The organism is Nocardia implantans, assembly GCF_035544775.1.
In the GTDB taxonomy this organism is placed as follows: Bacteria; Actinomycetota; Actinomycetes; order Mycobacteriales; family Mycobacteriaceae; genus Nocardia; species Nocardia implantans.
In genome coordinates, this window is the sequence record NZ_JAYKYQ010000002.1 from 501,531 (window position 1) to 523,358 (window position 21,828).

22 protein-coding genes are annotated in these 21,828 nt (G+C 69.3%); 11 read left to right on the plus strand and 11 right to left on the minus strand.

Annotated features, from left to right (window positions below):
- Positions 1-5: 5 nt before the first annotated feature.
- Positions 6-668 carry a chymotrypsin family serine protease gene (locus U3653_RS06530; RefSeq protein ID WP_195077679.1) on the plus strand — a complete coding sequence of 221 codons (663 nt, stop codon included), beginning with the start codon at positions 6-8 and terminating at the stop codon, positions 666-668.
- A 79-nt stretch (positions 669-747) separates the two neighbouring features.
- On the opposite strand, the gene U3653_RS06535 is transcribed toward U3653_RS06530, so the two are convergent.
- Positions 748-984 (minus strand): DUF6374 family protein, encoded by a 237-nt coding sequence (locus U3653_RS06535; protein WP_195077680.1) that lies wholly within the window; start codon positions 982-984, stop codon positions 748-750.
- Between the two features lie 119 nt (positions 985-1,103).
- Between U3653_RS06535 and U3653_RS06540 the strand changes: the two genes are divergently transcribed.
- From U3653_RS06540 to U3653_RS06550, 3 genes are read left to right on the plus strand one after another with little or no spacing between them, the layout of a single operon-like run.
- Positions 1,104-2,099, plus strand: coding sequence for an ATP-binding cassette domain-containing protein (locus tag U3653_RS06540; RefSeq protein WP_397070003.1), 996 nt, complete (start codon positions 1,104-1,106; stop codon positions 2,097-2,099).
- Entirely contained in the window at positions 2,096-2,857 is a 762-nt protein-coding gene (locus tag U3653_RS06545; protein ID WP_195077682.1) for an ABC transporter permease, read from the plus strand. Before U3653_RS06540 ends, U3653_RS06545 begins: the two co-directional genes overlap by 4 nt.
- 50 nt (positions 2,858-2,907) lie before the next feature.
- Positions 2,908-3,552: a DUF4097 family beta strand repeat-containing protein gene (locus U3653_RS06550; RefSeq protein WP_195077683.1), complete on the plus strand. Its 645-nt coding sequence runs from the start codon at positions 2,908-2,910 to the stop codon at positions 3,550-3,552.
- Positions 3,553-3,568: 16 nt separating this feature from the next.
- On the opposite strand, the gene U3653_RS06555 is transcribed toward U3653_RS06550, so the two are convergent.
- Complete coding sequence (locus U3653_RS06555) at positions 3,569-6,724, minus strand: AfsR/SARP family transcriptional regulator (protein WP_195077684.1); 3,156 nt, start codon at positions 6,722-6,724, stop codon at positions 3,569-3,571.
- 336 nt (positions 6,725-7,060) lie between these two features.
- On the opposite strand from U3653_RS06555, the gene U3653_RS06560 reads away from it, so the two are divergent.
- Positions 7,061-7,519, plus strand: coding sequence for an SRPBCC family protein (locus U3653_RS06560; RefSeq protein ID WP_195077685.1), 459 nt, complete (start codon positions 7,061-7,063; stop codon positions 7,517-7,519).
- Between the two features lie 132 nt (positions 7,520-7,651).
- On the opposite strand, the gene U3653_RS06565 is transcribed toward U3653_RS06560, so the two are convergent.
- Entirely contained in the window at positions 7,652-8,626 is a 975-nt protein-coding gene (locus U3653_RS06565; protein ID WP_195077686.1) for a GlxA family transcriptional regulator, read from the minus strand.
- Between the two features lie 138 nt (positions 8,627-8,764).
- On the opposite strand from U3653_RS06565, the gene U3653_RS06570 reads away from it, so the two are divergent.
- The 4 genes from U3653_RS06570 to U3653_RS06585 all read left to right on the plus strand — a co-directional run bounded on the left by U3653_RS06570 (position 8,765) and on the right by U3653_RS06585 (position 11,238).
- The gene (locus tag U3653_RS06570; protein ID WP_195077687.1) at positions 8,765-9,190 is read left to right on the plus strand and encodes a VOC family protein; all 426 of its coding nucleotides are present in this window, start codon (positions 8,765-8,767) and stop codon (positions 9,188-9,190) included.
- Between the two features lie 109 nt (positions 9,191-9,299).
- Entirely contained in the window at positions 9,300-9,791 is a 492-nt protein-coding gene (locus tag U3653_RS06575) for a DUF4254 domain-containing protein (protein WP_195077688.1), read from the plus strand.
- A gap of 207 nt (positions 9,792-9,998) precedes the next feature.
- Positions 9,999-10,436 (plus strand): ATP-binding protein, encoded by a 438-nt coding sequence (locus tag U3653_RS06580; protein ID WP_195077689.1) that lies wholly within the window; start codon positions 9,999-10,001, stop codon positions 10,434-10,436.
- A complete protein-coding gene (locus tag U3653_RS06585; RefSeq protein ID WP_195077690.1) occupies positions 10,429-11,238 on the plus strand; it encodes an RNA polymerase sigma factor SigF in 810 nt (269 codons plus the stop codon). The genes U3653_RS06580 and U3653_RS06585 overlap by 8 nt, the downstream gene beginning before the upstream one ends.
- Before the next feature lie 19 nt (positions 11,239-11,257).
- Here the strand turns inward: U3653_RS06585 and U3653_RS06590 are convergent, their stop codons facing one another.
- Positions 11,258-11,752 carry a MarR family winged helix-turn-helix transcriptional regulator gene (locus U3653_RS06590; RefSeq protein ID WP_195077691.1) on the minus strand — a complete coding sequence of 165 codons (495 nt, stop codon included), beginning with the start codon at positions 11,750-11,752 and terminating at the stop codon, positions 11,258-11,260.
- 87 nt (positions 11,753-11,839) lie between these two features.
- On the opposite strand from U3653_RS06590, the gene U3653_RS06595 reads away from it, so the two are divergent.
- Positions 11,840-13,957, plus strand: a complete 2,118-nt coding sequence (locus tag U3653_RS06595) for an MMPL family transporter (protein ID WP_195077692.1) — start codon at positions 11,840-11,842, stop codon at positions 13,955-13,957.
- Here U3653_RS06595 and U3653_RS06600 read toward each other — a convergent pair.
- The 7 genes from U3653_RS06600 to U3653_RS06630 form a co-directional block, all read right to left on the minus strand.
- Positions 13,918-14,745: a sterol desaturase family protein gene (locus U3653_RS06600; RefSeq protein WP_195077693.1), complete on the minus strand. Its 828-nt coding sequence runs from the start codon at positions 14,743-14,745 to the stop codon at positions 13,918-13,920. The genes U3653_RS06595 and U3653_RS06600 overlap by 40 nt on opposite strands.
- Before the next feature lie 4 nt (positions 14,746-14,749).
- Complete coding sequence (locus U3653_RS06605; RefSeq protein WP_195077694.1) at positions 14,750-15,463, minus strand: FadR/GntR family transcriptional regulator; 714 nt, start codon at positions 15,461-15,463, stop codon at positions 14,750-14,752.
- Positions 15,464-15,619: 156 nt separating this feature from the next.
- Positions 15,620-15,793: a CsbD family protein gene (locus tag U3653_RS06610; protein WP_195077936.1), complete on the minus strand. Its 174-nt coding sequence runs from the start codon at positions 15,791-15,793 to the stop codon at positions 15,620-15,622.
- Between the two features lie 200 nt (positions 15,794-15,993).
- The gene (locus U3653_RS06615; RefSeq protein WP_195077695.1) at positions 15,994-16,818 is read right to left on the minus strand and encodes a hypothetical protein; all 825 of its coding nucleotides are present in this window, start codon (positions 16,816-16,818) and stop codon (positions 15,994-15,996) included.
- A 316-nt stretch (positions 16,819-17,134) separates the two neighbouring features.
- Positions 17,135-18,430, minus strand: a complete 1,296-nt coding sequence (locus U3653_RS06620) for a bifunctional o-acetylhomoserine/o-acetylserine sulfhydrylase (protein ID WP_195077696.1) — start codon at positions 18,428-18,430, stop codon at positions 17,135-17,137.
- Positions 18,431-18,476: 46 nt separating this feature from the next.
- On the minus strand, positions 18,477-18,992 hold the full coding sequence (locus U3653_RS06625; RefSeq protein ID WP_195077697.1) for an OsmC family protein: 516 nt from the start codon (positions 18,990-18,992) through the stop codon (positions 18,477-18,479).
- Positions 18,993-19,080: 88 nt separating this feature from the next.
- Positions 19,081-20,151, minus strand: a complete 1,071-nt coding sequence (locus U3653_RS06630) for an AI-2E family transporter (RefSeq protein WP_435406551.1) — start codon at positions 20,149-20,151, stop codon at positions 19,081-19,083.
- Positions 20,152-20,366: 215 nt separating this feature from the next.
- Between U3653_RS06630 and U3653_RS06635 the strand changes: the two genes are divergently transcribed.
- Complete coding sequence (locus U3653_RS06635) at positions 20,367-21,818, plus strand: SDR family oxidoreductase (RefSeq protein WP_324722347.1); 1,452 nt, start codon at positions 20,367-20,369, stop codon at positions 21,816-21,818.
- Positions 21,819-21,828: the final 10 nt, after the last annotated feature.

Genomic DNA, 21,828 nt, shown 5'->3' on the forward strand with positions numbered 1-21,828 from the left:
GCGGCATGTTCGAGAAACTTGCGGGAACAGCTGCTGCGCTCGCAGCATGCGCGACACTGATCGGGGCGCAGGCGGGTACGGCGCGCGCCGCCGTTCCGGTCGTGCTGGGCGGCGGCTCCGGCATCGTCGTCAACGAGCAGGGCATCTGTTCGCTCACCACCATCGGGCACGATGGCGCGGGCCGGCTGGTGGGCTTCACCGCGGCTCACTGCGGTGGGGAGGGCAGCAGCGTCACCGCGGCGGCCGATCGCGAAGCAGGCCCGGTCGGGACTGTCGCCCAGACCAACGTCGACATGGATTACGCCGTCATCGTGTTCGAACCGGACAAAGTGGTGCCGGTGAGCCGCGTCGGCAACACGACGATCACCCAGGTGGGCGGCCCTGCGAAGTTCCCCGATATCGCGTGCAAGGAAGGCTATAGCACCGGTCAGACCTGCGGACTGACCTACGGAGACGTGGTGGAGCCCAGCACGTGGACCTGGACGCAGATATGCGTCGTCCCCGGTGACTCCGGTGGGCCGGTCGTAGTCGGGACGACGCTGGTGAGCATGGTGAACGCGTACGTGACGGTGCCGTGCCTCGGGCCGCAGCTCGGGATGAAGATGACCACCATCCTCGACGACGTCGACGCGCGCGGCGGCCCCGGAGCGGGGTTCCGCCCGATCTAGCCCGCCTGCGTACCCATCGCAACGGGTGTCGCCGACAACGCCCCTGCCGGGACGAATACGAAATCGCGGAGTCCGGCCTTCAGCGATTGCGTCCGCGGTAGTCGAGGCAGGCGCGGCCGTCGGCGGGCGGGTTCACCGGTGTGGCTTCGGCCGCGAAGGCCTCGGTGTACGCGCGCAAACCCTCGGCCAGCTTGCCCGCCATGTTCTCCAGTTGTTCGGGTCCCAGATGTTTGCCGAACGCGGCCGCGTCCAGCAGCTGCCTGCGCACGTCGTTGATCCGCGTTCGAGCGAAGAGGATGGGCTCGTGGTCCGGCATGCTCCGGCACCTTACCTCGAGTCGAACGTATTTTCGATCCCGGTGGACTGGCGCGTTGCACCGGGTGACTCCATCCCTGACGGGCCGCGCTTCCGAGCGTGGCCACCGTGTCAGCGGACATGTCAGGCCGGTGTCAGGACCGTATCAGCCGGGCTGGCGACAGTATCCGTGTGAACAGTTCAGCGATTACAGCTTCCGGGCTGCGAAAAGCATACGGGGACAAGACGATCCTCGATGGCATCGATTTGGAAATAGGTGCCGGCACGATCTTCTCTCTGCTCGGCCCGAACGGGGCGGGCAAGACCACGGCGGTGAACGTGCTGACCACCCTGCTGAAGATCGATGGCGGCACCGCGCGCGTCGCCGGGCACGATATCGCGACCGAGCCCGACGCGGTGCGCGCGGCGATCGGGGTGACCGGCCAGTTCGCGGCGGTGGACGATCTGCTGACGGGGGAGGAGAACCTGCGGCTGATGGCGGATCTGCACCATTTGCGGCCCCAGGAGGGCAAGCGGGTGGCCGCCGAGTTGCTGGAACGGTTCGATCTGACCGGATCGGCGCGCAAGCAGGCCTCGACCTACTCCGGGGGTATGCGCCGGAAACTGGACCTGGCGATGACGCTGGTCACCAAGCCGCGGATCGTCTTCCTGGACGAGCCGACCACCGGACTCGATCCGCGCAGCCGCCGCACCATGTGGGAGATCGTCCGGGAACTGACGACCGAGGGTGTGACGATCTTCCTCACCACCCAATACCTCGAGGAAGCCGATCAACTGGCCGACCGGATCGCGGTGCTCGACCAGGGCCGCATCGTCGGCGCGGGCACGCCCGACGAACTCAAGCGCCGGATACCCGGCAGCCACATCCGGCTCCGGTTCACCCACGTCGACGACCTGGACGCGGCGGCGCGGATTCTGCCCGCCGCCACCCGCGACGACGAGGCGCTGATGTTGCGTGTCCCGGGTGACGGCGGGACGAAATCGCTGCGGGAGCTGCTGAACCGGCTCGCCGAACACTCGGTCGACGCCGACGAGGTCTCCGTCCACACCCCTGATCTCGACGATGTCTTCTTCGCCCTGACCGGTCACGCCACCACGGAGGCTGTCGCACAATGAGCACCATTTCCGCACCGCTGGCCGATTCGTCGATCATGCTGCGCCGCAACTTCAAGCACATCGCCCGGACCCCGGTCACGATATTCAACGCGGCTCTGATGCCGGTCGTGATGATGCTGATCTTCGTGTACGTGTTCGGCAACGCGTTCGACGTCGGAGAACAGTACATCGACTACGCGACGCCGGGCATGATCCTGCTGGCCATCAGCTACGGGTTGTCGGGCACCGCGGTGTCGGTGAGCTCCGACATGGCCAAGGGCGTCATCAACCGGTTCAAGGTCATGAGCGTCTCCCGTGGCGCCGTGCTGACCGGCCATGTGGCGGCCACCGTGCTGACCAACGTGGTGGCCATCGCCGCCGTCCTCGGTGTGGCGTTCGCACTGGGGTTCCGGTCGCCGGCGAGCGCGCTCGACTGGCTCGGCGCGATCGGCATCATGGCGGCGACATCGTTCGCGGCCGCCTGGCTCACGGTCGCGCTGGGAATGGCCGCGAAGACGCCGGAATCCGCGGGTATGACGGTGGTGCCGCTGATCATGCTGCCGTTCGTGAGCAGCGCGATCGTGCCCGCCGAGCAGATGGGGCCCGGCATCCGGCAGTTCGCGCAGTATCAGCCCTTCACGCCGATCATCGAAGCGTTGCGGGGGTTTCTGTTCGGCCACCCCTCCGGCGGTTACACGGCCGCCGCGCTCGCCTGGTGCGCCGGGTTCGCCCTCGTCGGATACCTGTGGTCGCGCGCCACATTCGACAAGCGCGTGTAGTCGATCCGCCGGCTCTGCCAGCCCCTGTTCCACCCTCACAGGAGACAGCCATGCCCACATTCGAGACCCCGGAACCGATCGACGTCACCATCGACGTGCTCTCCGGTCACGTCACGGTGATCGCCTCGGACCGCACCGACACCGTCGTCGCGGTCCGCCCTGCCGACCCGTCCAAAAAAGGCGACGTGCGCGCCGCCGAGCAGACTCGAGTCGAATTCACCGCGGCCGCTTTGACCGTGAGAACGCCGAAAGACTGGCGGACCTACACCCCGTTCGGCGGCAACCCGTCGATCGAGCTGACCGTCGAGGTGCCCATCGGCTCGCGGCTGAAGGGCACCGCCGCGGTGGGCCGATTGCTGGGCGCGGGCGAACTCGGCGAGTGCGACCTGGAGGTATCCGCGGGCGACATCACCGTGGAGCGTCCGCGCGATTCGGTGACCGCGAAAACCGCCAAAGGCGACATCCGCATCGGCGAAGCGTCGCGCGGCGTGCTCCGGCTGGAAACGTCCATGGGCGAGGTGCAGGTCGGAATCAGCCCGCGCAGTGCGGTGGAGCTGGAAACCAACGCCCTGCACGGCGCCGTGCGCAACCAGATGGGACCGGTGGACCGGGCGGACGGCAACGCGGACGTCGTGCGGGTGTACGCGCGCAACTCCTACGGCAACATCGTCATCCGGCACGCCACCGCCGCCTGACCCGCTCCGTGCCCCGTCAGCCGGCGAGCGCGGCGGCGACCAGTTCGCGCCAACTCGCCTGCGCTCCCTCGCTCGTCGCCTCGGTGAACCGTTGGTCACCGAGGCGACGTCGTGCTGTCTGCTCGATTCGGGTCACATCCGGCTGGGACCGGTCGGACAGACCGCGCACCCCGGCGCCGGCCGCGAGCAGTCGCACGGCCTGCTCGTCGTGGCCCGCGCGCAGCGCCAGGTCGGCGATCCCCACGAGTATCTGCGCGATCAGCGGCGCGTACCCCGTGTCGGCTGCCGCACGGAAGGCGGCGGCGTGTTGTTCGCGGGCTTCGTCGAGACCGGCTGCGAGGTAGCCGAGCAGGCTGTGGGTCAGCGCCGTGACGTAGGGCTGTTCCGCATCGCTGCCCAGCATGGTCGCCGCGATCTCGATCTGCCGGCGTGCCTGCTCGGTGTCGCCGCTCCACCGGGCCAGCTCCGCCTTGGTCATGGCGAGTTCGGCCAGCGCGTTCGGCCAGGCCGACCGATCCGCGTGCCGCTGCGCCTCCGCCATGGCCGCCGCGCTCGCCCGCGTGTCACCGAGCAGCCAGTACAACTGAGCCTGCCGGGCCCGCATGAGGAAGATGTCCTCGATCGCGCCGACCTCGGCCACTACCGCGATCGCCTGTTCGAGGTACTCGCACGCACCGGCGAACTCACCGCGCATGGCGATCCGATTCGCCAGTTCGGTCAGAGCGAACGAAATACCCCAGCGCTCGCCGATGGCCCTGAACTCGGCCAGCGCCGTCTCGAGATACTCGTCCGCTTCCCGCCCCGCCCGGCCGAGCGCGATCCGCGCCTTGCCCAACTGCAGCCGCGCCAGCGCCCGCACCCAGGGGTCGTCGTCGGTGAGGAGCGGTTCGAACGCGGGCAGCAACGCGTCCGGCCCCTGCAACATCTGTTCCAGCGCGGCCACGAACGCCAGCAGCGGGTACCGGCTGGGACCGCGCCGGCTGAACCGGTATGCCTTGCGGATCCATTCCGCCACTTGGCGCTCGTCACCCGGCCCGGAACTCATGAAATGCGCGATCAGCCCGTACACCCTGGCCCTGGTCTCGTCGTCCACCTCGCCGGACGTCTCGGCAGCCGCGGTGATCAATTCCATGCCCTCGGCCTTGTGCCCGCCGAGCCACCAGTACCAGCCCGTGGCCGCCGCGAGGCGCATCGCCCCGGCCGCGTCCGAGGCCGCGAGCGCGCCGCGCATCGCGACAGCGATGTTGTCGTGTTCGACCTCGAGCGTGGCCAGCCACTCCAACTGCTCGGCTCGGCGCAGGTGCGGCTCCGCGCTGTCGGCGAGTTCGGTGAAGTACGCCAGATGCGCTCGGCGCGCCGATTCCGATTCCCCCGACTCCGCGAGCCGGTCGCGGGCGTACTGCTTGATCGTGTCGAGCATCCGGAAGCGCGGCCCGCTGTCCTCCACGGTGAGCAGCAGCGATTTCTCGGTCAGCGCGGTCAGTAGCTCGAGCACCTCCCACCGCCCGACCGTCACGCTCTCCTCACCGTCGACGTGCGCGCAGACCTGCTCGGCGGCCTCCAGGCTCGCGCCGCCGGAGAACACCGCGAGCCTGCGCAGCACCATCCGTTCCGCGTCGGTGAGCAGCTCCCAGCTCCAGTCGACCACCGCGCGCAACGTCCGGTGCTGTGGGATCGCGGTCCGGCTGCCGCCGGTGAGCAGGCGGAACCGATCGTCGAGGCGGTGGGCGAGCTGATCGAGCGACATGGTGCGCAGCCTGGCCGCGGCCAGTTCGATGGCCAGCGGGATGCCGTCGAGCGCGCGGCAGACGCGCGCCATGGTCGCCAGGGTGGAGGCGTCGGCGGTGAGATCCTTGCGCACCGCGCCGGCCCGGTCCCGCAACAGCTGAACGGCCGGGGAGGACTCGATTTGGCCGGGGTCCGCGTCCTGCGCCGGTAACGCCAACGGCTCCACCAGCCACAACGCCTCGCCCATGATGCCGAGCGGTTCCCGGCTCGTCGCGAGGATCCGCAGCCGCCCGCACTCCCCGAGCAATCGGTGGGCGAACGCCGCGGCGGACTCGATCACGTGCTCGCAGTTGTCCAGGATCAACAGCGTCTCGCGCTCGCGGATCGCCGCGACGAGCCGGTCCATCGGTTCGGTGTTCGGTGCGCCGCCGAGCAGCGCGTCCCGCAGCCCCAGCGCGGCGAGCGCCGATTGCGCCAGGTCGCCGCTCGCGCCGATGGACGCCAGTTCCACCAGCCAGGCCCCGTCCGGCAGGTCATCGAGCATGGTCCGCGCGGTTTCCAGGGCCAGCCTGGTCTTGCCCGAACCCCCGTGGCCGGTCAACGTGGTGAGCCGATGGTTCGCGATGAGTTCGCGCACGGCGGCGACGTCGGCGTATTTGCCGATGAATGTGGTCAACTCTGCCCGCAGATTCGTCTTGCGGCCGGCTTCCTCGGACCGCACTTCACCGCGCAGCAGTGCGACGTGGAGCGCGGAGAGCTCCGGCGAGGGATCGACGCCCAACGTGTCGGCGAGCGCTTCGCGTGCGCGCTGGTACACGACCAGTGCCTCGGCGCCACGCCCGGCGGCGCCGAGCGCACGCATCAGCGCGGCGACGAGCCGTTCCCGTACCGGGTGCATGGCCACCAGCTCGGTGAGTTCGGTGATCAGTTCCGTGCCGCGGCCGAGGCGGATCTCCGCTTCGTATCGGTCCTCCATGGCGGCCAGGCGCAGCCCCTCCAGCCGGGTGACCACCGTGTCGAAAGCCGCGCTGTCCGGTATCCCGACATCCTGCATGGGCGCACCGCGCCACAGGCCGAGAGCTTCGCGCAGGAGTTCGGCCCGGCGCGTGTCGTCACCGCCGCGGGCTTGGTCGAGAAGCTGCTGGAACCGCACGGCGTCGACGGCGTGGGGTCGCACCGTCAGCCGGTATCCGCCCGCCTGCCCGTCGAGCGACCCCTCCGGCAGCAGCCTGCGCAGCCGGGAGACCAGCGCCTGCACGGCGTTCGCCGCGTCGGCGGGCGGCTGCTCGCCCCAGATCCAATCGACCAGCGTCGTTCTCGGGACCGTGCGGCCCGGTTCGAGCGCGAGGGCGATCAACAGCGCCCGCAATCGGGCACCCGGTACCTCGATCGATCCACCGTCGTCTAGCCGGATCTCGAGCGGTCCAAGCATCCCGATCTGCACCGGCCCATTCTGCCGTGGGCTCGAGGTGGTCGGCGTGGCCGCCCGTTCCCCGGGATGACGAGCACTGCTTGCGGGTGGGAAATGAACTCGCTCAGTTCGCATCGGAGTCGCGCCACGAATGCAAGGGACGAATTCTCGGACCGGCAACTTTTATACTCACCGGTAACTGCTGGAACTGCCAATTGCCGGTAAGTAGCTGACTGCTTATTTCCGACTATGGGAAGTGTCTGACATCGAACTTTGTGGGTGGTTGCTGTTTGCGAGTCGCACCCGTGTTGACGGATGGGAAGGGGAACGGGCAGAATCGGCCGGGTTGGTCCCGGGGGTGGAGGAGTTATGCGCGTAAAAACCGATATCCATTTCGCCGTCGGCGTCCATCCCGCACAGGTCTTCGATGCGGTCGCCGCGATCGAATTGCTTCCCGAATGGTCGACGCATTCGGATGCGCGCGTGGCCACTCGTGACGAATCCGGTCGTCCGCAGCGGGTTTACGTCACCGCGGAGACCCCGCTTGGCAGGTCCGATCTCCAGGTGCTGGAGTACGAGTGGACCGAGGATCGAGTGTCCTGGCAGGTCGTGGACAGCTGTGTCGGGGTCGGCGGCGGTGGCTGGTTCGAAGTCTCCGAGGACGTCTCGGGATCGCAGGTCTGGTATCACACCGAGCTGCAATCCTCGCTCCTGCTGCCCGGCCTGCTGCTCAAGCGCACTGTGCGGCGGGAGGCCGAGACCGTCGTGCAGAACTTCATCGAATTCGCCGAAGGATTCACCGCTCCTGGGCAATCCCGCGCCGTATAGGAATCCGCCTGCGAGACAGCCGATTCCGATAACCGGGGCGGTAAGCGCGGCCCATTGGCTACTGTCGATTTCGGCGACGTTCGAATTGGGGCAACTGCCGTCGCGGGACCGGCTCGTGCCGATGGGGTCGGCTCAATAGGACACGCGCGTCATGCGAATCTCGGAGATCGACACGCCGCGGCGGCGGCGGAACAATCCGCGCAGGGTTCCGGCATTGAGGTAGCCCACCTTGGCGGCCACCGCGTCCACCGTGAGCGAGGTGGTTCGCAGCAACTGCACGGCGCGTTCCAGGCGGATGTCGTGCACGAATTCGGTGGGGGACATGCCGAGTTCGGCGTGGGTGGCCCGCTGCAGGCTGCGTTCGGTGACACCGATGGCGCGAGCGGCCTGGGATATCCGGAAATTCTCGCCCAGATGGGCGCGCACCCAGCGTTCGAAGGCGGCGGTGACGGAATCGCCACGGGCGATGATCTCCGGAACGATGAACTCACGTTGCGGTCGTCCCGCGCCCACCGCCAGGTAGCGCATGGCGCGTTCGGCCAGCGCCGGGCTCTTGCCCGCGATCAGCGACAACGCGAGGTCCATGTGCGACAGCGCGGCGCCCGCGGTGGTGACGCGCGGGCCGCGGCACAGCGTGCGTCCCTCGTCGAGTTCCACGCTGGGGTAGCGGCGCCGGAAGCTGGGACCGAGCCACCAGCTCGTGGTCGCCGGGGAACCGTCCAGCACGCCCGCCTCGGCGAGGAAGAACGTTCCGGTGCAGGCCCCGGCGAGGTGCGCGCCCCGATCGCGGGCCGCCACCAGCCGGTCGAGCACCGGCCGGCTGGCGGGTGCGGAAACGAGGTCGATCAGCGCCGCGGCCTCCATGACGTTCACGGCGGGCACGATCATCAGCTCGAACGCGTCGCCGAGCTCGTCGAGCGGGACCGTCGGCACGGTGTTGCCGTTGCCGGATCGCACCGTGGTCCCGAACGACGCGCTGCGCACCCGCCACGGCTGCGGCGGGTCGGGCAGTTCGGTGCGCACGGCGTTGGCGGTGTTGAAGGTCTCCAGCAAGGCGGCGTATCCGAAATCGGCTACGCCGTCCACTACGAAGACGACGACATCCATGTCGGAAACGGTACCGAAGATGTCGTTCACGACACTCGGTTCCGCCGGGATTCTGTCCTACCGTCATCGCGAGACGGTTGCCCGCCGACAGCGCGAGGGAGCCGATCGGACCGCCGTACACCGCTCGGGAGCGTGACCATGATCGAAACGACCGGGACGCATCACATCCGGCTGACCGTGACCGATATCGCTCGGTCGCGTGCCTTCTACCGCGACGTGCTCGGTTTCCCCATCGCCGCCGAATCGCCGGGCAGTCCGGACGATCCTGCGGTGCGCACCGATCCGATGCGGCTGTTCGGCGGGGTGGTGTTCCAGGCCAACGGCATGTTGCTCGGCCTGCGCCCGGTCGCCGATCCGGCGGACCGATTCGATTCCGAGCGGGTGGGTTTGGACCATCTCAGTTTCACCGTCCCGGCGCGGGACGATCTGGTGGCCGCGGCCGCTCGCCTGTCCGAGGCGGGCATCGAGCACGGCGAGATCACCGAGATGGCCGATTTCGGCATCGCGATCCTGTCGTTCTCCGATCCGGACGGCATCCATCTCGAACTCACTGCGCCCCTGTGAGTTTGCCTCTGCCCGCAGCGGGCATGCCCGATCGGGTATGAACGCTGTTCTGATGAAGGCTTGGACGACCGGCCGTGCGAGCGGTGCGGTCGGCCGGGGAGGTAGGCCGATGCTGGTCCAGCGTGCGCGACCGCGAAAGCTGTCCGAGGGTTCGGCCTTGCCGAGTCCGAGCGCCCTGCTGTGCGCGCTGGGCGGCCAGCACGTGGATGGCCCGGTGAGCCGGTGGGCGCGCGAGCTGACCGAACTGCACCGGCAGTGCCGGGAGGACGGGCGAGAGTCGGTCGACACGCGGCGGCGACGCGCCGAGCTGGTCGATCGGATCGACACCTGGGCGGCGCTGCACCTGCCGAGTGCCGACCCCGCGGTGCGGGTGCACGACGAGAGCCTCGGCGAGATGATCGACCGGATGGCCGCCGTCGCGGAAGACGCGTTCCATCTGCTCATGCACGACGATCCCGGTGGCGAGCGCATGCACGCGGCATGGACCCGGCTGGCCGAACTGGAGATCGCCTATACCGATCTGGTGCGCGCGATCGGCGACGGCCGTCGCCGTCTTCCGTCCGAACGGACCGGGGTTCCTGCCGCGCCGGAGTCCAGGTGAGCGCAGGGACGGCGAGCGCGGGCCGATGCGCCGGCGAACGCGCTGTCCATCGGCGTCGAAGGCCGTCGCGGGGAGCGCGTCGCGGCCTCGCGCGACGGGCCGTCCACGGCGCAGACGCGCGCGCTGTGCCGTGGCCGATCGAACCGCCCGGACGAGAGGGCGTAGGCTTGGCGCTCCGACGGACGGCGCGACTTCTGGGAGCGGTGCATGAGCAAGGGTGAGGGGACTCCTCCCGCGACGACGCGGACCGGCACGATCAGCGTGCGGGTGCCCGCGGTGTCCGAACAGCTGGCGATGTTGCGTGCCTTGGCCGAGACCGTCACGCTCATGGCCGATTTCGGCATCGACGAGGTGACCGACATCCGGCTCGCCCTCGACGAGGTGGCCAGCGCGCTGGTGCTGGACGCGGTGGACGGCGCGGAGCTGGAGTGCGCGTTCGGCTTCGAGGACGACGCGGTGGACGTGCGCGTCTCCACCGTCACGGTGTCGGACAGCAGCCCGGACGAGTCCGGTTTCGGCTGGCACATCGTGGCGACGCTCACCCACTCGGTGTCGGCCACCCGAGGCGCGCACGACGCCGCGGCGGGCGGCTACCCGACTGTCGTCGACTTCCGGTGGGTGCGCGGCGGCTCGAATAATGAGTAGCGAGCCGAATCAGGTCGCTTCCAAGCGGAAATCGCGGGGAGATACCTACGACAATATCGAGCCGCTCTTCGCCGAACTGGCCGCGCTGGCTCCGGACGATCCGCGCCGCGAAGCCCTGCGCACCGAGGTGATCGAGCGGTGCCTGCCGCTGGCCGAGCACATCGCGCGCAAGTTCAGCGGCCGCGGCGAGAGCTTCGAGGACCTGTTGCAGATCGCGCGGGTGGGCATGCTCGCCGCCGTCGACCGCTTCGATCCGGGGCACGGCGCGACCTTCCTCTCGTTCGCGGTGCCGACGATCATGGGCGAAGTGCGCAGGCATTTCCGCGACTACGCCTGGTCGGTGCGAGTGCCGCGCCGGCTCAAGGAGATTCAGTCCACCATCGGTCCGACGGTGGAGATCCTGTCGCAGCGGCTGGGCCGGATGCCGCGGGCGCGGGAGATCGCCGAGGAGCTGGGCGCGGATCTGAACGAGGTGACCCAGGCGCTGATCGCCCGCAACGCCTACCAGACCTCATCGATCGACGCCGCCTCCGACACCGACGAGTCGGAGTCCGGCGGTCCCTCGCTGCTGGACACGCTCGGCGCCGAGGACCCTGACTTCGGCACCGTGGAGAACTACCTGGCGGTGAAGCCGCTGCTGGCGGCATTGCCCGAACGCGAGAAGCAGGTGCTGGTGATGCGCTTCTTCGACTCGATGTCTCAGGAGCAGATCGCCCAGCGGATCGGGTGCTCGCAGATGCAGGTCTCGCGGATTCTGTCGAAGACCTTGAAATCGTTGCGCGAGCAGGCGCTGCGGGACTGACGCGCGCCCCGGGCGGCATTCAGTCGCCGGTCAGCTCGCCGTGGTAGCCCCGCATCGCCTGCACGACGGCGACCAGCACGCGGTGCGCGGCGCGCAGGTCCGCGTCGGGCAGTTCGGCCATCGCGGCGCGGGTCCGCTGCCCGAGCGGTGTGAAGAAGCCGCGGGCCACGTCCATGCCGTGCTCGTCGTAGTGCAGGATGACCCGCCTGCGGTCGGCCGGATCGGCGGCGCGGCGCAGGTGGCCGGAATCGATCATGCGCTCGACCAGGTAGGTCACCGCCGACGAGGAGATTCCCATCAGCTTGCCGAGCGCGCCCGCGGTCAGCGGCGCGCCCTCGATCTCGGCGGTCGCGACGTGCATCAGTGCGCGGAAGTCGCCCGCGCGCAGGTCGTGCGACCGCGCGAAGACCTGCCCGATCTGCTCCGAGATCGCGGTGAGTGCCCGGATGTCGGCGGCGATGTCGGCTTCCAGTCCGGTGCGGTCCGGTCTGTCGACGTTCGGATCAGCGGTCAATGGGGCATCCTTTCGCACACGGGCGTCAGCGTAGTTCACCGAGGTGTCTCAATTGCTTAATATTTCAGTTTCTGAGAGAGTTGCGGGGTGAGTGCTTGGGATCGTTATGCGTCGGTGGTGACCGCCCGGACCTCGTGGGTGCTGCTCGTGGTGCTCGCCGCGGCATCGATCGGCCTGATCGGCGCGGTGGGCGAAAACGAGTCCGCCGGGCAGGCCCCCACCGCGCTGCCGTCCTCGGCGGAATCCGCGCGGGTGGAACAGGCGCTGAAGGAATTCCCGGACGCGGGGTCGGCCGCGGCGATCATCGTGGTCACGCGCGCCGACGGCGGCGAACTGACCGATGACGACCGCGACGCCACCGTGGCGGCGGTGGCCCGCGCGTCGGGACGCGCCCCTGGTCCGACCGACCTGCTCGCCTCCCCGGATCGGAAAGCGGCGATCGGGCAAGTGCCCGTGGACGCCGAGCTGAGCGGATTCGCGCTCACCGACCGCATCGGCGACATCCGTACCGTCGCCGGGGACGGGCTGCCCGACGGACTGTTGCTGCAGGTCACCGGCGGTCCGGCATTCGGCGCCGACATCGCCGACTCGTTCTCCGGCGCGAACGTCACCCTGCTGGCGGTGACCGCGGTGGTCGTCGCCGTGCTGCTGATCGCGACCTACCGTTCCCCGGTGCTGTGGCTGGTGCCGCTCGCGGTGGTGGGCGCGGCCGATCGGGTGGCCACCGGCGCCGGAACCGCGCTGGCGCGCCTGACCGACCTGACCTTCGACGGCTCGACCTCCGGTGTCACCAGCGTGCTGGTGTTCGGTGCCGGCACCAACTACGCGCTGTTGCTGGTGTCGCGCTATCGCGACGAACTGCACCGGGAAGCCGACCACCGCACCGCCTTGCGCCAGGCGGTGCGGCGCGCCGGGCCCGCGATCCTGGCCAGCAACGTGACGGTGGTCGCCGCGCTGCTGGTGCTGCTGCTCGCCTCGGTGCCGAGCACGCGCAGCCTCGGCGTGATGGCCGCGCTCGGCTTGCTGGTGGCGGTGGTGTTCGTGCTGCTGGCGCTGCCCGCCGCGCTCGCGTTGTGCGGGCGTAACGTGTTCTGGCCGTTCGTGCCGCAGGCCGACGACCGCGATACCGCCGATGAGGGCATCTGGCACGCCATCGCCGCGCGTGTGGTGCGCAGGCCCGCGGTGGTCGCCGCAAGCGCCATCGCGGTGCTGGTCGTCTGCGCGACCGGGTTGCTGTCGACGCAGGTGGGGTTGTCGCAGACCGAGCAGTTCCGGGTTCGCGCGGAGTCGGTGGAGGGATTCGACGCCCTCGCCCGGCACTTCCCCTCCGGCGCCTCCGATCCCGCGATCGTCCTCGCGCGCAGCGACGCGGCGGTGGGCATCGACGCGGCGTTCCATCGCACGGAGGGCGTGGTGATGACCTGGCAGACCGGCGCCTCGCCGACCGGGCTCACCCGGTGGTCGGTGGTGATCGACGCGCCGCCGTCGTCGGCGCGCGCGTTCGACACGATCGAGGCGCTGCGGGCGTCGGTGGCCGCTGTGCCAGGGGCCGACGCGATCGTCGGCGGTACCGATGCCCAGGCGCTGGACGTACAGACGGCCGCGAGCCGCGACCGGAAGCTGATCATCCCGCTCATCCTCGTCGTGGTGCTGGTGGTGTTGCTGGCCCTGCTGCGGGCGGTGCCCGCCGCGGTGCTGCTGGTCGCGGTGACGGTGTTGAGCGCGCTGGCCGCGCTCGGTCTCGGCAGCTGGATGAGCGAGCACGTGTTCGGCTTCCCCGCGTTGGACATCAGCGTGCCGCTGTTCGCGTTCCTGTTCCTGGTCGCACTCGGCGTCGACTACACGATCTTCCTGGTGACCAGGGCCCGCGAGGAGACTCCCCGGCACGGCACCACGCGCGGCATGGTGCGGGCGGTGTCGGTGACCGGCGCGGTGATCACCAGTGCCGGCATCGTGCTCGCCGCGGTGTTCTGTGTGCTCGGCGTGCTCCCGCTGATCACATTGACGCAGGTCGGCATCGTGGTCGGCCTCGGCATCCTGCTCGATACGTTCGTCGTGCGCACGGTGGTGATCCCCGCGCTGTTCAGCCTGATCGGGCGCAGGATCTGGTGGCCGAGCGCACTGCGGCTCGTCGAGGAGGAGGGCGACGGGCGCGCCGCCGCGGATCAGTCGGCCGGCGCCCAGCCGGGGCCGCGGAACAAGTAGCCGCCGCGGGCGCGCCACGACGGCGCACCGCGCAGGTCGCGCCAGATCGAGGCCCACTCGTGGGTGGCGACGCGCGCCGGATTGAACGTCTCGATGTTCTTGGTCAGCCCGTAGCGGACGCGTTCGCCCTCCGGCTCGAAGGTGCCGAACAGCCGATCCCAGATGATCAGGATGCCGCCGTAGTTCTTGTCCAGGTAGCGGTCGTTGGAGCCGTGGTGCACGCGATGATGGGAGGGGGTGTTGAACACGAACTCCAGGGGGCGCCACAGCGTCGCCACGCGCTCGGTGTGGATGAAGAACTGGTAGACCAGGCTGACCGACTGTTGCAGCAGGATCATCCAGGGCGGGAAACCGGCCAGCGCCAGCGGCAGCCAGTAGGGCAGCGAGCTGAACGGGGTCCACGGCTGGCGCAGGGCGGTGGAGAGGTTGTAGAACTCGCTGGAGTGGTGCACCACGTGGCTGGCCCACAACACGCGCACCGTGTGATGGGTGCGGTGATACCAGTAATAGGCGATCTCGTCGGCGAAGAACAGCGCGACCCAGGTCAGCGGATGGTCCGCGGGAAGATGCACCGGGGCGAGAAGGTACGCGGCGGCGTAAACCGCGACCACCACGAGTTTCCAGCCGAGATTCACCACCACGTTCCCCAGTCCCATGAGCACGCTGGTGCGTGCGTCGCGGAACTGGTAGCCGAGTTGGTCGTCGTCTGGCAGCAGGTGGAAGGAGGCCGCTTCCAGGGCCAGGCAGAGCACGAAAACCGGTATGGCGTGGGCGATCAGGTCGAACAAGGGGTCAATCTTCCGGTGCTGCTTGGGCGTCCACCAAGCGGGTGAGCAGGGTGTACGCGGTGTCGTAGGCCGCGTCCGAGTCGCGGCGGGCGATGCACTCCGCGAGTGCGCGATGCGCGCCGGGGTCGATGTACTCCTTGTTCAGGCCGAGTTCGGCGACGAGCTCCATGCCGATCCCGAAATAGCCCGCCACCAGGGTGTTCAACGCCAACCGGTAGGCGAGGTTGCCGGAGCCGTCCAGGATCGCGACCCAGAACGCCAGATCGGCCTCCACGACGGTGTCGAAGGGCGCGGTGGCGTCCGGGTAGGTCGCCGCGGCGCGTCGCACCGCCGCCAGCTGCTCGGCGTCGGCGTGTTCGGCGCACAACCGGGCCGCGTCGGCGGCGACCGAACGCCGCATCACCGCGATGTCGTGCAGGATCCGCCGCGCGGGCACCGCGCCGGAGCGCGTGAGCGCGGTGAGGATGTCCAAGCCCGCGTGCGAGCGCCAGTCCAGAACCCGCGTCTTGCCGCCGGGCGTGACGCGCACCAGCCCGCTCTGCTGGACGCGCTTGAGCGCTTCGCGGACGGCGTGGCGGTTCACCTGGAACATCTCGGCCAGTTCGCGCTCGGAGGGCAGCGTCGCCTCCGGCGCGAGCTTGCCGCTCAAGATCGCGTCGATGATCTGGCCGAACACCACATCGGAGACGGCGGTGCGGGCGACCGCGGCGAATTCCATGCCGCCGAGTGTCGCGCAGAAGGGTCAACACGTCAACTGGTTGGACCAGTTGGTCGGAAGAAAAAGGCGGATGACCGCTCGATGCGGCCATCCGCCTTATGCGCTTCGGCCGGGCGCGTCGCTCAGCTCGCGTGCGCTCCGTGCGCGGCGCTACGGTCAGTGCTTGAAGGCGTCCTTGACCTTCTCGCCCGCGTCTTTCAGGTCGGACTTGATCTGGTCGGTGCGGCCTTCGTCGCGCTTGCCGCGGTCGCCCGCCGCCTCGCCGAACTTTTCCTTGGCCTGACCAGCGAGTTTATCGGTCTTGTTCTTCGCCTTGTCGACTGTGCTCATGTCACAACCTCCTTCTGAAGCGACCGGCCGGCCATCTTCAGCCGGTCTTCTTCGCAGTAGCCCGTTATCCGGCGGCCAAACATCGGCCATTTCCGCCGGAAAAGCAGAAGACCCGGCGGAAACCGGGTCTTCGCGGAAATCTCGCGTATTCGGAATCGAGGCCGGATCCGCGTAATGGGCGGTTTCCGGCACGGGGAACTTTACGCGGCGGGAACCGTCGGCGGCGTCAGAAGTCCTTGCAGCACACCCACACCCGCGCCGACGGCCGCGCCGACGGCGATGGCCGGGGAGGCGACGAATCCGTAACCGATGGCGGCGCCGAGGGCCATGACGGCGATCGTTCCGGTCGGAATCATCGGCAGGCCCGCGATGGCGCCGCAGATCGCGCCGATGACCGCACCGATCGAGGCCACCGGCGAGGCCACCATGCTGCCAACCGAGGCGCCGATGGCGGTGGAGCCGATGAGGTCGGCGGCGATGCGGTCCGAACGCGACGGTTCGAAGCCCGCAGAATCCAGGGTCTGCGCGATGCTTGCTTCCGGACCCGCGATCGCGTCGTTGAACATCTTGCCCTGCTCGGGAGTCATGAAATCGGGACGGCCGATCACCACCGAACCCACGCGCAGCGTGCCGGGCGGCGCCTCGATCGGCGCGACCGCGGGAGCCGGGGCGGCGGGGTTGGGCAGGTGCAGCCGCTGCGGCTCGATCGGCGCGAGCACGTTCGGATCCGGCATCGGCCGGTTGACGCTCAGGTCGTTGCGGCCCGCGGAGACCGGGGGCGCGGGCGGAAGGAACTCGGGCGGAACAGCTCCGGGGTCCGCGGGATCGGCCGCAGGGACGATGCCGAGGCCGGGCGCCGGGGCGAACGGGATCTGGACGGAGATCTCCGGCAGCAGCGGGTCGGCGGTGGCGCCGGCGGCGGCGCCGACCAAGGACAACGGGATGGCGCTCGCGACGACCAGAGTGACGGCGCGGCGTAAGAAGGGGTGTGCCGCAGTTTCGATTTCGGGTACTGCTGTGCCCATGAACTTACCCACCTCATTCTGAAGAGGACATATACCTACCCTTCTAGTTCGGTTCAGAAAGCCTTACGGATGCGCGGCAGTTCCATTTCTTTCGCGCGGGCGAGGAACCGCGCGTACGCCAATCGAATCCGCGTGCCGCCGACGAATAGCGGTGGCGCCGAGAGCCGGTCGATGGAAACTGCGGTTGCGGTTCAATTCATCGACGGTAATCAGGAAATCGCGCCCGAAACGGGTTTTCGCCCCGCTGAGCGGCTTCCGATCCGCATGGGTGACCGGGGAAGCGCCCCGGGGCCGATCGGCCCCGGGGCGCGACGCGTCAGGAAGCGGCGTCGAATCCGGCGCGCAGATCGGCGAGGATGTCGTCGATTCCCTCGATGCCGACCGCGAGCCGGACCAGGCCCGGGGTGACGCCCGCGGCCAGCTGCTCTTCCGGCGTCAGCTGCGAGTGGGTGGTGGAGGCCGGGTGGATCACCAGCGAGCGCACGTCGCCGATGTTGGCGACGTGACTGTGCAGCCGCAGCGCCTCGACGAACCGCTTGCCCGCGTCGACGCCGCCGGCCAGCTCGAAGCCGATCACCGCGCCCGCGCCCTTCGGCGCGAGAGCGCGGCCCCGCTCGTACCACGGCGACGACGGCAGACCCGCGTAGGACACCGAGGTCACTTCGGAACGGGTGGTGAGGAATTCGGCCACGGCCTGCGCGTTCTGCACGTGCCGCTCCACCCGCAGGCTCAGCGTCTCCAGGCCCTGGCTGATCAGGAACGCGTTGAACGGCGACACCGCCGAGCCCAGGTCGCGCAGCAACTGCACGCGCGCCTTCAACGCGTAGGCGGGCGCGCCGAGTTCGGCGTACACGACGCCGTGGTAGCTCGGGTCGGGCTCGGTGAAGCCGGGGAACCGGCCGCCGGTCCAGTCGAACTTGCCGCCGTCCACGATCACGCCTGCGATGGCCGCGCCGTGCCCGCCGAGGTACTTGGTCGCCGAGTGCACGACGATGTCGGCGCCGTGGGCCAGCGGCTGGATCAGGTACGGCGTGGCGACGGTGTTGTCCACGATCAGCGGAACACCGTTGTCGTGCGCGACACCCGCGATCCCCGGGATGTCGAGGATGTGGTTCTGCGGGTTGGAGATCGTCTCGCCGTAGAGCGCCTTGGTGTTCGGGCGGATGGCGGCCTTCCACTGCTCGAGGTCGTCGGGGTCGTCGACGAAGGACACCTCGATGCCGAGCTTGGGCAGCGAGTAGTGGAAGAGGTTGTAGGTGCCGCCGTAGAGCCGGGGGCTGGAGACGATGTGGTCGCCCGCGCCGGCGATGTTGAGGATCGCGAAGGTCTCCGCGGCTTGGCCCGAGGCCAGCAGCAGAGCCGCCACGCCGCCTTCCAGTGCGGCGATGCGCTGTTCCACCGCGTCCTGGGTCGGGTTCATGATCCGGGTGTAGATGTTGCCGGGCTCGGCCAGACCGAACAGCGCCGCCGCGTGCGCGGTGTCGCGGAAGGTGTAGGAGGTGGTCTGGTAGATCGGCAGGGCGCGGGCGTTGGTCGTGCCGTCCGGAATCTGTCCGACGTGGATCTGCTTCGTCTCGAAGCTCCAGTTCTGGGACAGGTCGGGTTCGGTCATCGGGAAGGTCCTTCCTTGTGCGTGGTCGATCTGGTCGGGACGGCCGCTAATCGGTGATCAGCGTGGTGTCGACCGGAGTGCGCCCGGTCGTGAGATCCAGCACGGGGCAGTGCGCGTCGACGGCCTGCTGGAGTTCGGTATAACGCTGCGCGGTCTCGGGGCCGCCGATGCGAACCGTCACCCGCACCGCTTGGAAGCCGGGGCGAACGTTCTCATCCAAGCCGAAGAATCCACGCACGTCGAGATCGCCTTCGGCGCTCACGGCCAGTTCATCGATCGTGATGCCGAGGCGCTGGGCCCAGAACCGATAGGTGACCACTTGACAGGCGATGAGCGACGCCAGATACACCTCGACCGGATTGGGCGCGGTGTCCGCGCCGCCGAGCGCCGGCGGTTCGTCCACGCGCACGGTGTATCTGCCGAGGGAGATCGCGCTGCCCACCGTCCCCTCCGGAGTCCCGGAGGCACGGAACACCACCAGCGCGTTCGCCGGGTCGTCGGCGACCGCCTCGGCCGTCGCGTCGGCGATGTCGTTGAGCGGGGTGCCCACATCAGTTGTCATGTCCACTGACGCTAGGAACCGCGGCGGGCGACGGCGATAGTTACATTCGGACTGAGTACAACGATGGTGCGCGGCCGCGGGCGCTGCGTCAGTCCGCGGGATCGCTGTCCGGTTCCGGCCGCGGCGCGGTGGCCGCGTCGATCTGCTCGCCGACGTAGCGCAGGACGACCGCGGCGATCGCCACGACGGGCACGGCCAGGAACGCGCCGACGATCCCGTACAGCGAGCCGCCCGCGGTGACCGCCAGCAGCACGATGACCGCGTGCAGCTGCATGCTCCTGCTCTGCAGGACCGGTTGCAGCACGTTGCCCTCCAACTGCTGCACGGCGACGACGATGCCGAGCACGATCAGTGCGGTGACGAAGCCGTTGCCGACCAAGGCGACCAGCACCGCGAGGGCCCCCGCGACGAACGCGCCGACCATGGGGACGAATCCGCCCAGGAAGGTGATCACCGCGAGAACCAGCGCCAGCGGCACTCCGAGGATGACCAGACCGGCGCCGATGAGCACCGCGTCGACCAGGCTGACCAGCGCCTGGGTGCGGATGAACCCGCCGAGCACGACCCAGATGCGGCTGAGCACCTCCTCCAGGTGCCTGCCGCTGCGGCTGCCGGAGACGCTGTGCAGCCAGGGCAGGAAACGCGGCCCGTCCTTGACGAAGAAAAAAGTGAGCACGAGCACAAGGAACAGGGTGATCAGCGCCGACGTCGCGGTGGTCACGCCGGTGAACACGCCGCTGGCGATCTGCGCGGAACTCGACTGCAACCGGGACACGATGGCGTCCACCGCCGAATCCAATTGCTCTTCGCGCACTCGCAACGGCGGCCCTTGCAACCAGTCGCGCACCTGGTTGACGCCCTCGCTCGCCTTGTCGGCCAGCTCCGGGGCCTGGTCGACCACCGAGGGCACGATCAGCGCGATCACGCCGGCCAGCACGCCGACGAAACCGAGCACCGCGATCGAGGCCGCCGCGGCGGGCGGCAAGCCGCGGGTGGTGAGCCAGCGCACCGGCGGCCACAGCACGGTGGCGATCACGATCGCCAGCGCCACCGGCAGGATCACCACCCACAGCCGGGCGACCAGGAAGCCGAGCACCCACGCGCCCGCCGCGATCGCGACGATGCACACCGCCCATTTGGCCAGCCACAGCAGGCCCATACCGATGACATCACCGCGATCGGGCGGTGTGGGTTCGTCCGGTCTGCCGCTTTTGCTGGTTTCGCTCACCGGCCCAGTCTGGCACGCCGTCGTGCGATCGAGCAGGGCTCGCGCTCGGCCGATCCCCGTGCGGGGGCGCCGCGGTCGCTGTTTGACCCCTCGGCCCTCGGTCATCACCTGAGCAGGTCATCGGAAGGGTGGTTGCCGTGCGGTGTGTGGTGTTCGGTGCGACCGGCTACATCGGCGGACGACTGGTGCCGGAGTTGCTGCGCGCCGGTCACACGGTTCGCGTGCTGGCACGCACACCCGGCAAACTCACCGAGGCGCCTTGGCGCGATCGCGTCGAGGTGGTGGCGGGCGACGTGACCTCGGCCGCCGACGTGCGCGCCGCGCTCGCGGGGCAGGACGTGCTGTACTACCTGGTCCACTCGCTGACGCGGGCCGATTTCGACACAGTGGACCGGGAGGCGGCCACGCTGGTCGCGGCCGAGGCGGCGCGCGCCGGGCTGACCAGGATCGTCTACCTGGGCGGCATCGTCCCTGACGCCCAGCGGCTATCGCGGCACCTGGCCTCCCGCACCGAGGTCGGCGAGATCTTGCGAGCGGGTCCGGTGCCGGTCTTGGTGCTGCGGGCCGCGGTGATCATCGGTTCCGGCTCGGCCAGTTTCGAGATGCTGCGCTATCTGACCGAGCGCTTGCCGCTGATGATCACCCCGCGCTGGGTGCGCAACCGGATCCAGCCGATCGCGGTGCGTGACGTGCTGTACTACCTGACCGCAGCGGCGACGCTGCCGGAAGGCGCGGGCGGCGCGTTCGACATCGGCGGCCCCGACGTGCTGACCTACCGGCAGATGATGCGCGAGTATGCCGAAGTGGCCCAGCTGCCGCGACGGCTGATCGTGCCGGTGCCGGTGCTGACGCCGTGGTTGTCGGCGCAGTGGGTGAACCTGGTGACCCCGGTGCCGCGCGCGATCGCCGTTCCGCTGATGGAGTCGCTGATCAACGACGTGGTCTGCCGCGACCACGCGATCGCCGACCTCATTCCGGACCCGCCGGACGGACCGACCGGTTACCGGCGGGCGGTGATGTTGGCGCTGCGCAAGATTCGTGATCTGGACGTGCCGACCAGGTGGTCGGACGCGCATCCGCCGGGCGCGCCGTCGGATCCGCTGCCCACCGACCCGGAGTGGTCGGGCGGTTCGCTGTACCGGGACGTGCGCGAACGCCACACCGACGCCGACCCGGCGACGCTGTGGCGGGTGATCGAGGCGATCGGCGGCGAGCACGGCTGGTATTCCTTCCCGCTGGCCTGGTCGCTGCGCGGATGGATCGACCGGCTCGCGGGCGGCGCCGGTCTCGGCCGCGGACGCCGCGATCCGCACCGGTTGCACGAAGGGGAGGCGCTGGATTGGTGGCGGGTGGAGCGGATCGAGCGGCCCCGGATGCTGCGTCTGCGCGCCGAGATGCGGGTTCCCGGCCGGGCGTGGCTCGAGCTCGCGGTGGAGCCGGACGGTCCAGGCGCCACCTATCGCCAATGCGCGGTGTTCGAACCGCATGGGCTGGCCGGACATCTGTACTGGAAGTCCATCGCGCCGTTCCATACGATCGTTTTCGGCGGGATGGCGCGCAATATCACCGGCGCCGCGGAGTCGTCCCGGCCGCGATGACACCGGTTTC

Bases quoted from the DNA above. Each gene is read 5' to 3' on its own strand.
- U3653_RS06530 (WP_195077679.1), top strand. From the start codon at position 6: ATGTTCGAGAAACTTGCGGGAACAGCTGCTGCGCTCGCAGCATGCGCG.
- U3653_RS06535 (WP_195077680.1), bottom strand. From the start codon at position 984: ATGCCGGACCACGAGCCCATCCTCTTCGCTCGAACGCGGATCAACGAC.
- U3653_RS06540 (WP_397070003.1), top strand. From the start codon at position 1,104: ATGTCAGGCCGGTGTCAGGACCGTATCAGCCGGGCTGGCGACAGTATC.
- U3653_RS06545 (WP_195077682.1), top strand. From the start codon at position 2,096: ATGAGCACCATTTCCGCACCGCTGGCCGATTCGTCGATCATGCTGCGC.
- U3653_RS06550 (WP_195077683.1), top strand. From the start codon at position 2,908: ATGCCCACATTCGAGACCCCGGAACCGATCGACGTCACCATCGACGTG.
- U3653_RS06560 (WP_195077685.1), top strand. From the start codon at position 7,061: ATGCGCGTAAAAACCGATATCCATTTCGCCGTCGGCGTCCATCCCGCA.
- U3653_RS06565 (WP_195077686.1), bottom strand. From the start codon at position 8,626: ATGGATGTCGTCGTCTTCGTAGTGGACGGCGTAGCCGATTTCGGATAC.
- U3653_RS06570 (WP_195077687.1), top strand. From the start codon at position 8,765: ATGATCGAAACGACCGGGACGCATCACATCCGGCTGACCGTGACCGAT.
- U3653_RS06575 (WP_195077688.1), top strand. From the start codon at position 9,300: ATGCTGGTCCAGCGTGCGCGACCGCGAAAGCTGTCCGAGGGTTCGGCC.
- U3653_RS06580 (WP_195077689.1), top strand. From the start codon at position 9,999: ATGAGCAAGGGTGAGGGGACTCCTCCCGCGACGACGCGGACCGGCACG.
- U3653_RS06585 (WP_195077690.1), top strand. From the start codon at position 10,429: ATGAGTAGCGAGCCGAATCAGGTCGCTTCCAAGCGGAAATCGCGGGGA.
- U3653_RS06605 (WP_195077694.1), bottom strand. From the start codon at position 15,463: ATGGAATTCGCCGCGGTCGCCCGCACCGCCGTCTCCGATGTGGTGTTC.
- U3653_RS06610 (WP_195077936.1), bottom strand. From the start codon at position 15,793: ATGAGCACAGTCGACAAGGCGAAGAACAAGACCGATAAACTCGCTGGT.
- U3653_RS06615 (WP_195077695.1), bottom strand. From the start codon at position 16,818: ATGGGCACAGCAGTACCCGAAATCGAAACTGCGGCACACCCCTTCTTA.
- U3653_RS06620 (WP_195077696.1), bottom strand. From the start codon at position 18,430: ATGACCGAACCCGACCTGTCCCAGAACTGGAGCTTCGAGACGAAGCAG.
- U3653_RS06625 (WP_195077697.1), bottom strand. From the start codon at position 18,992: ATGACAACTGATGTGGGCACCCCGCTCAACGACATCGCCGACGCGACG.
- U3653_RS06630 (WP_435406551.1), bottom strand. From the start codon at position 20,151: ATGGGCCTGCTGTGGCTGGCCAAATGGGCGGTGTGCATCGTCGCGATC.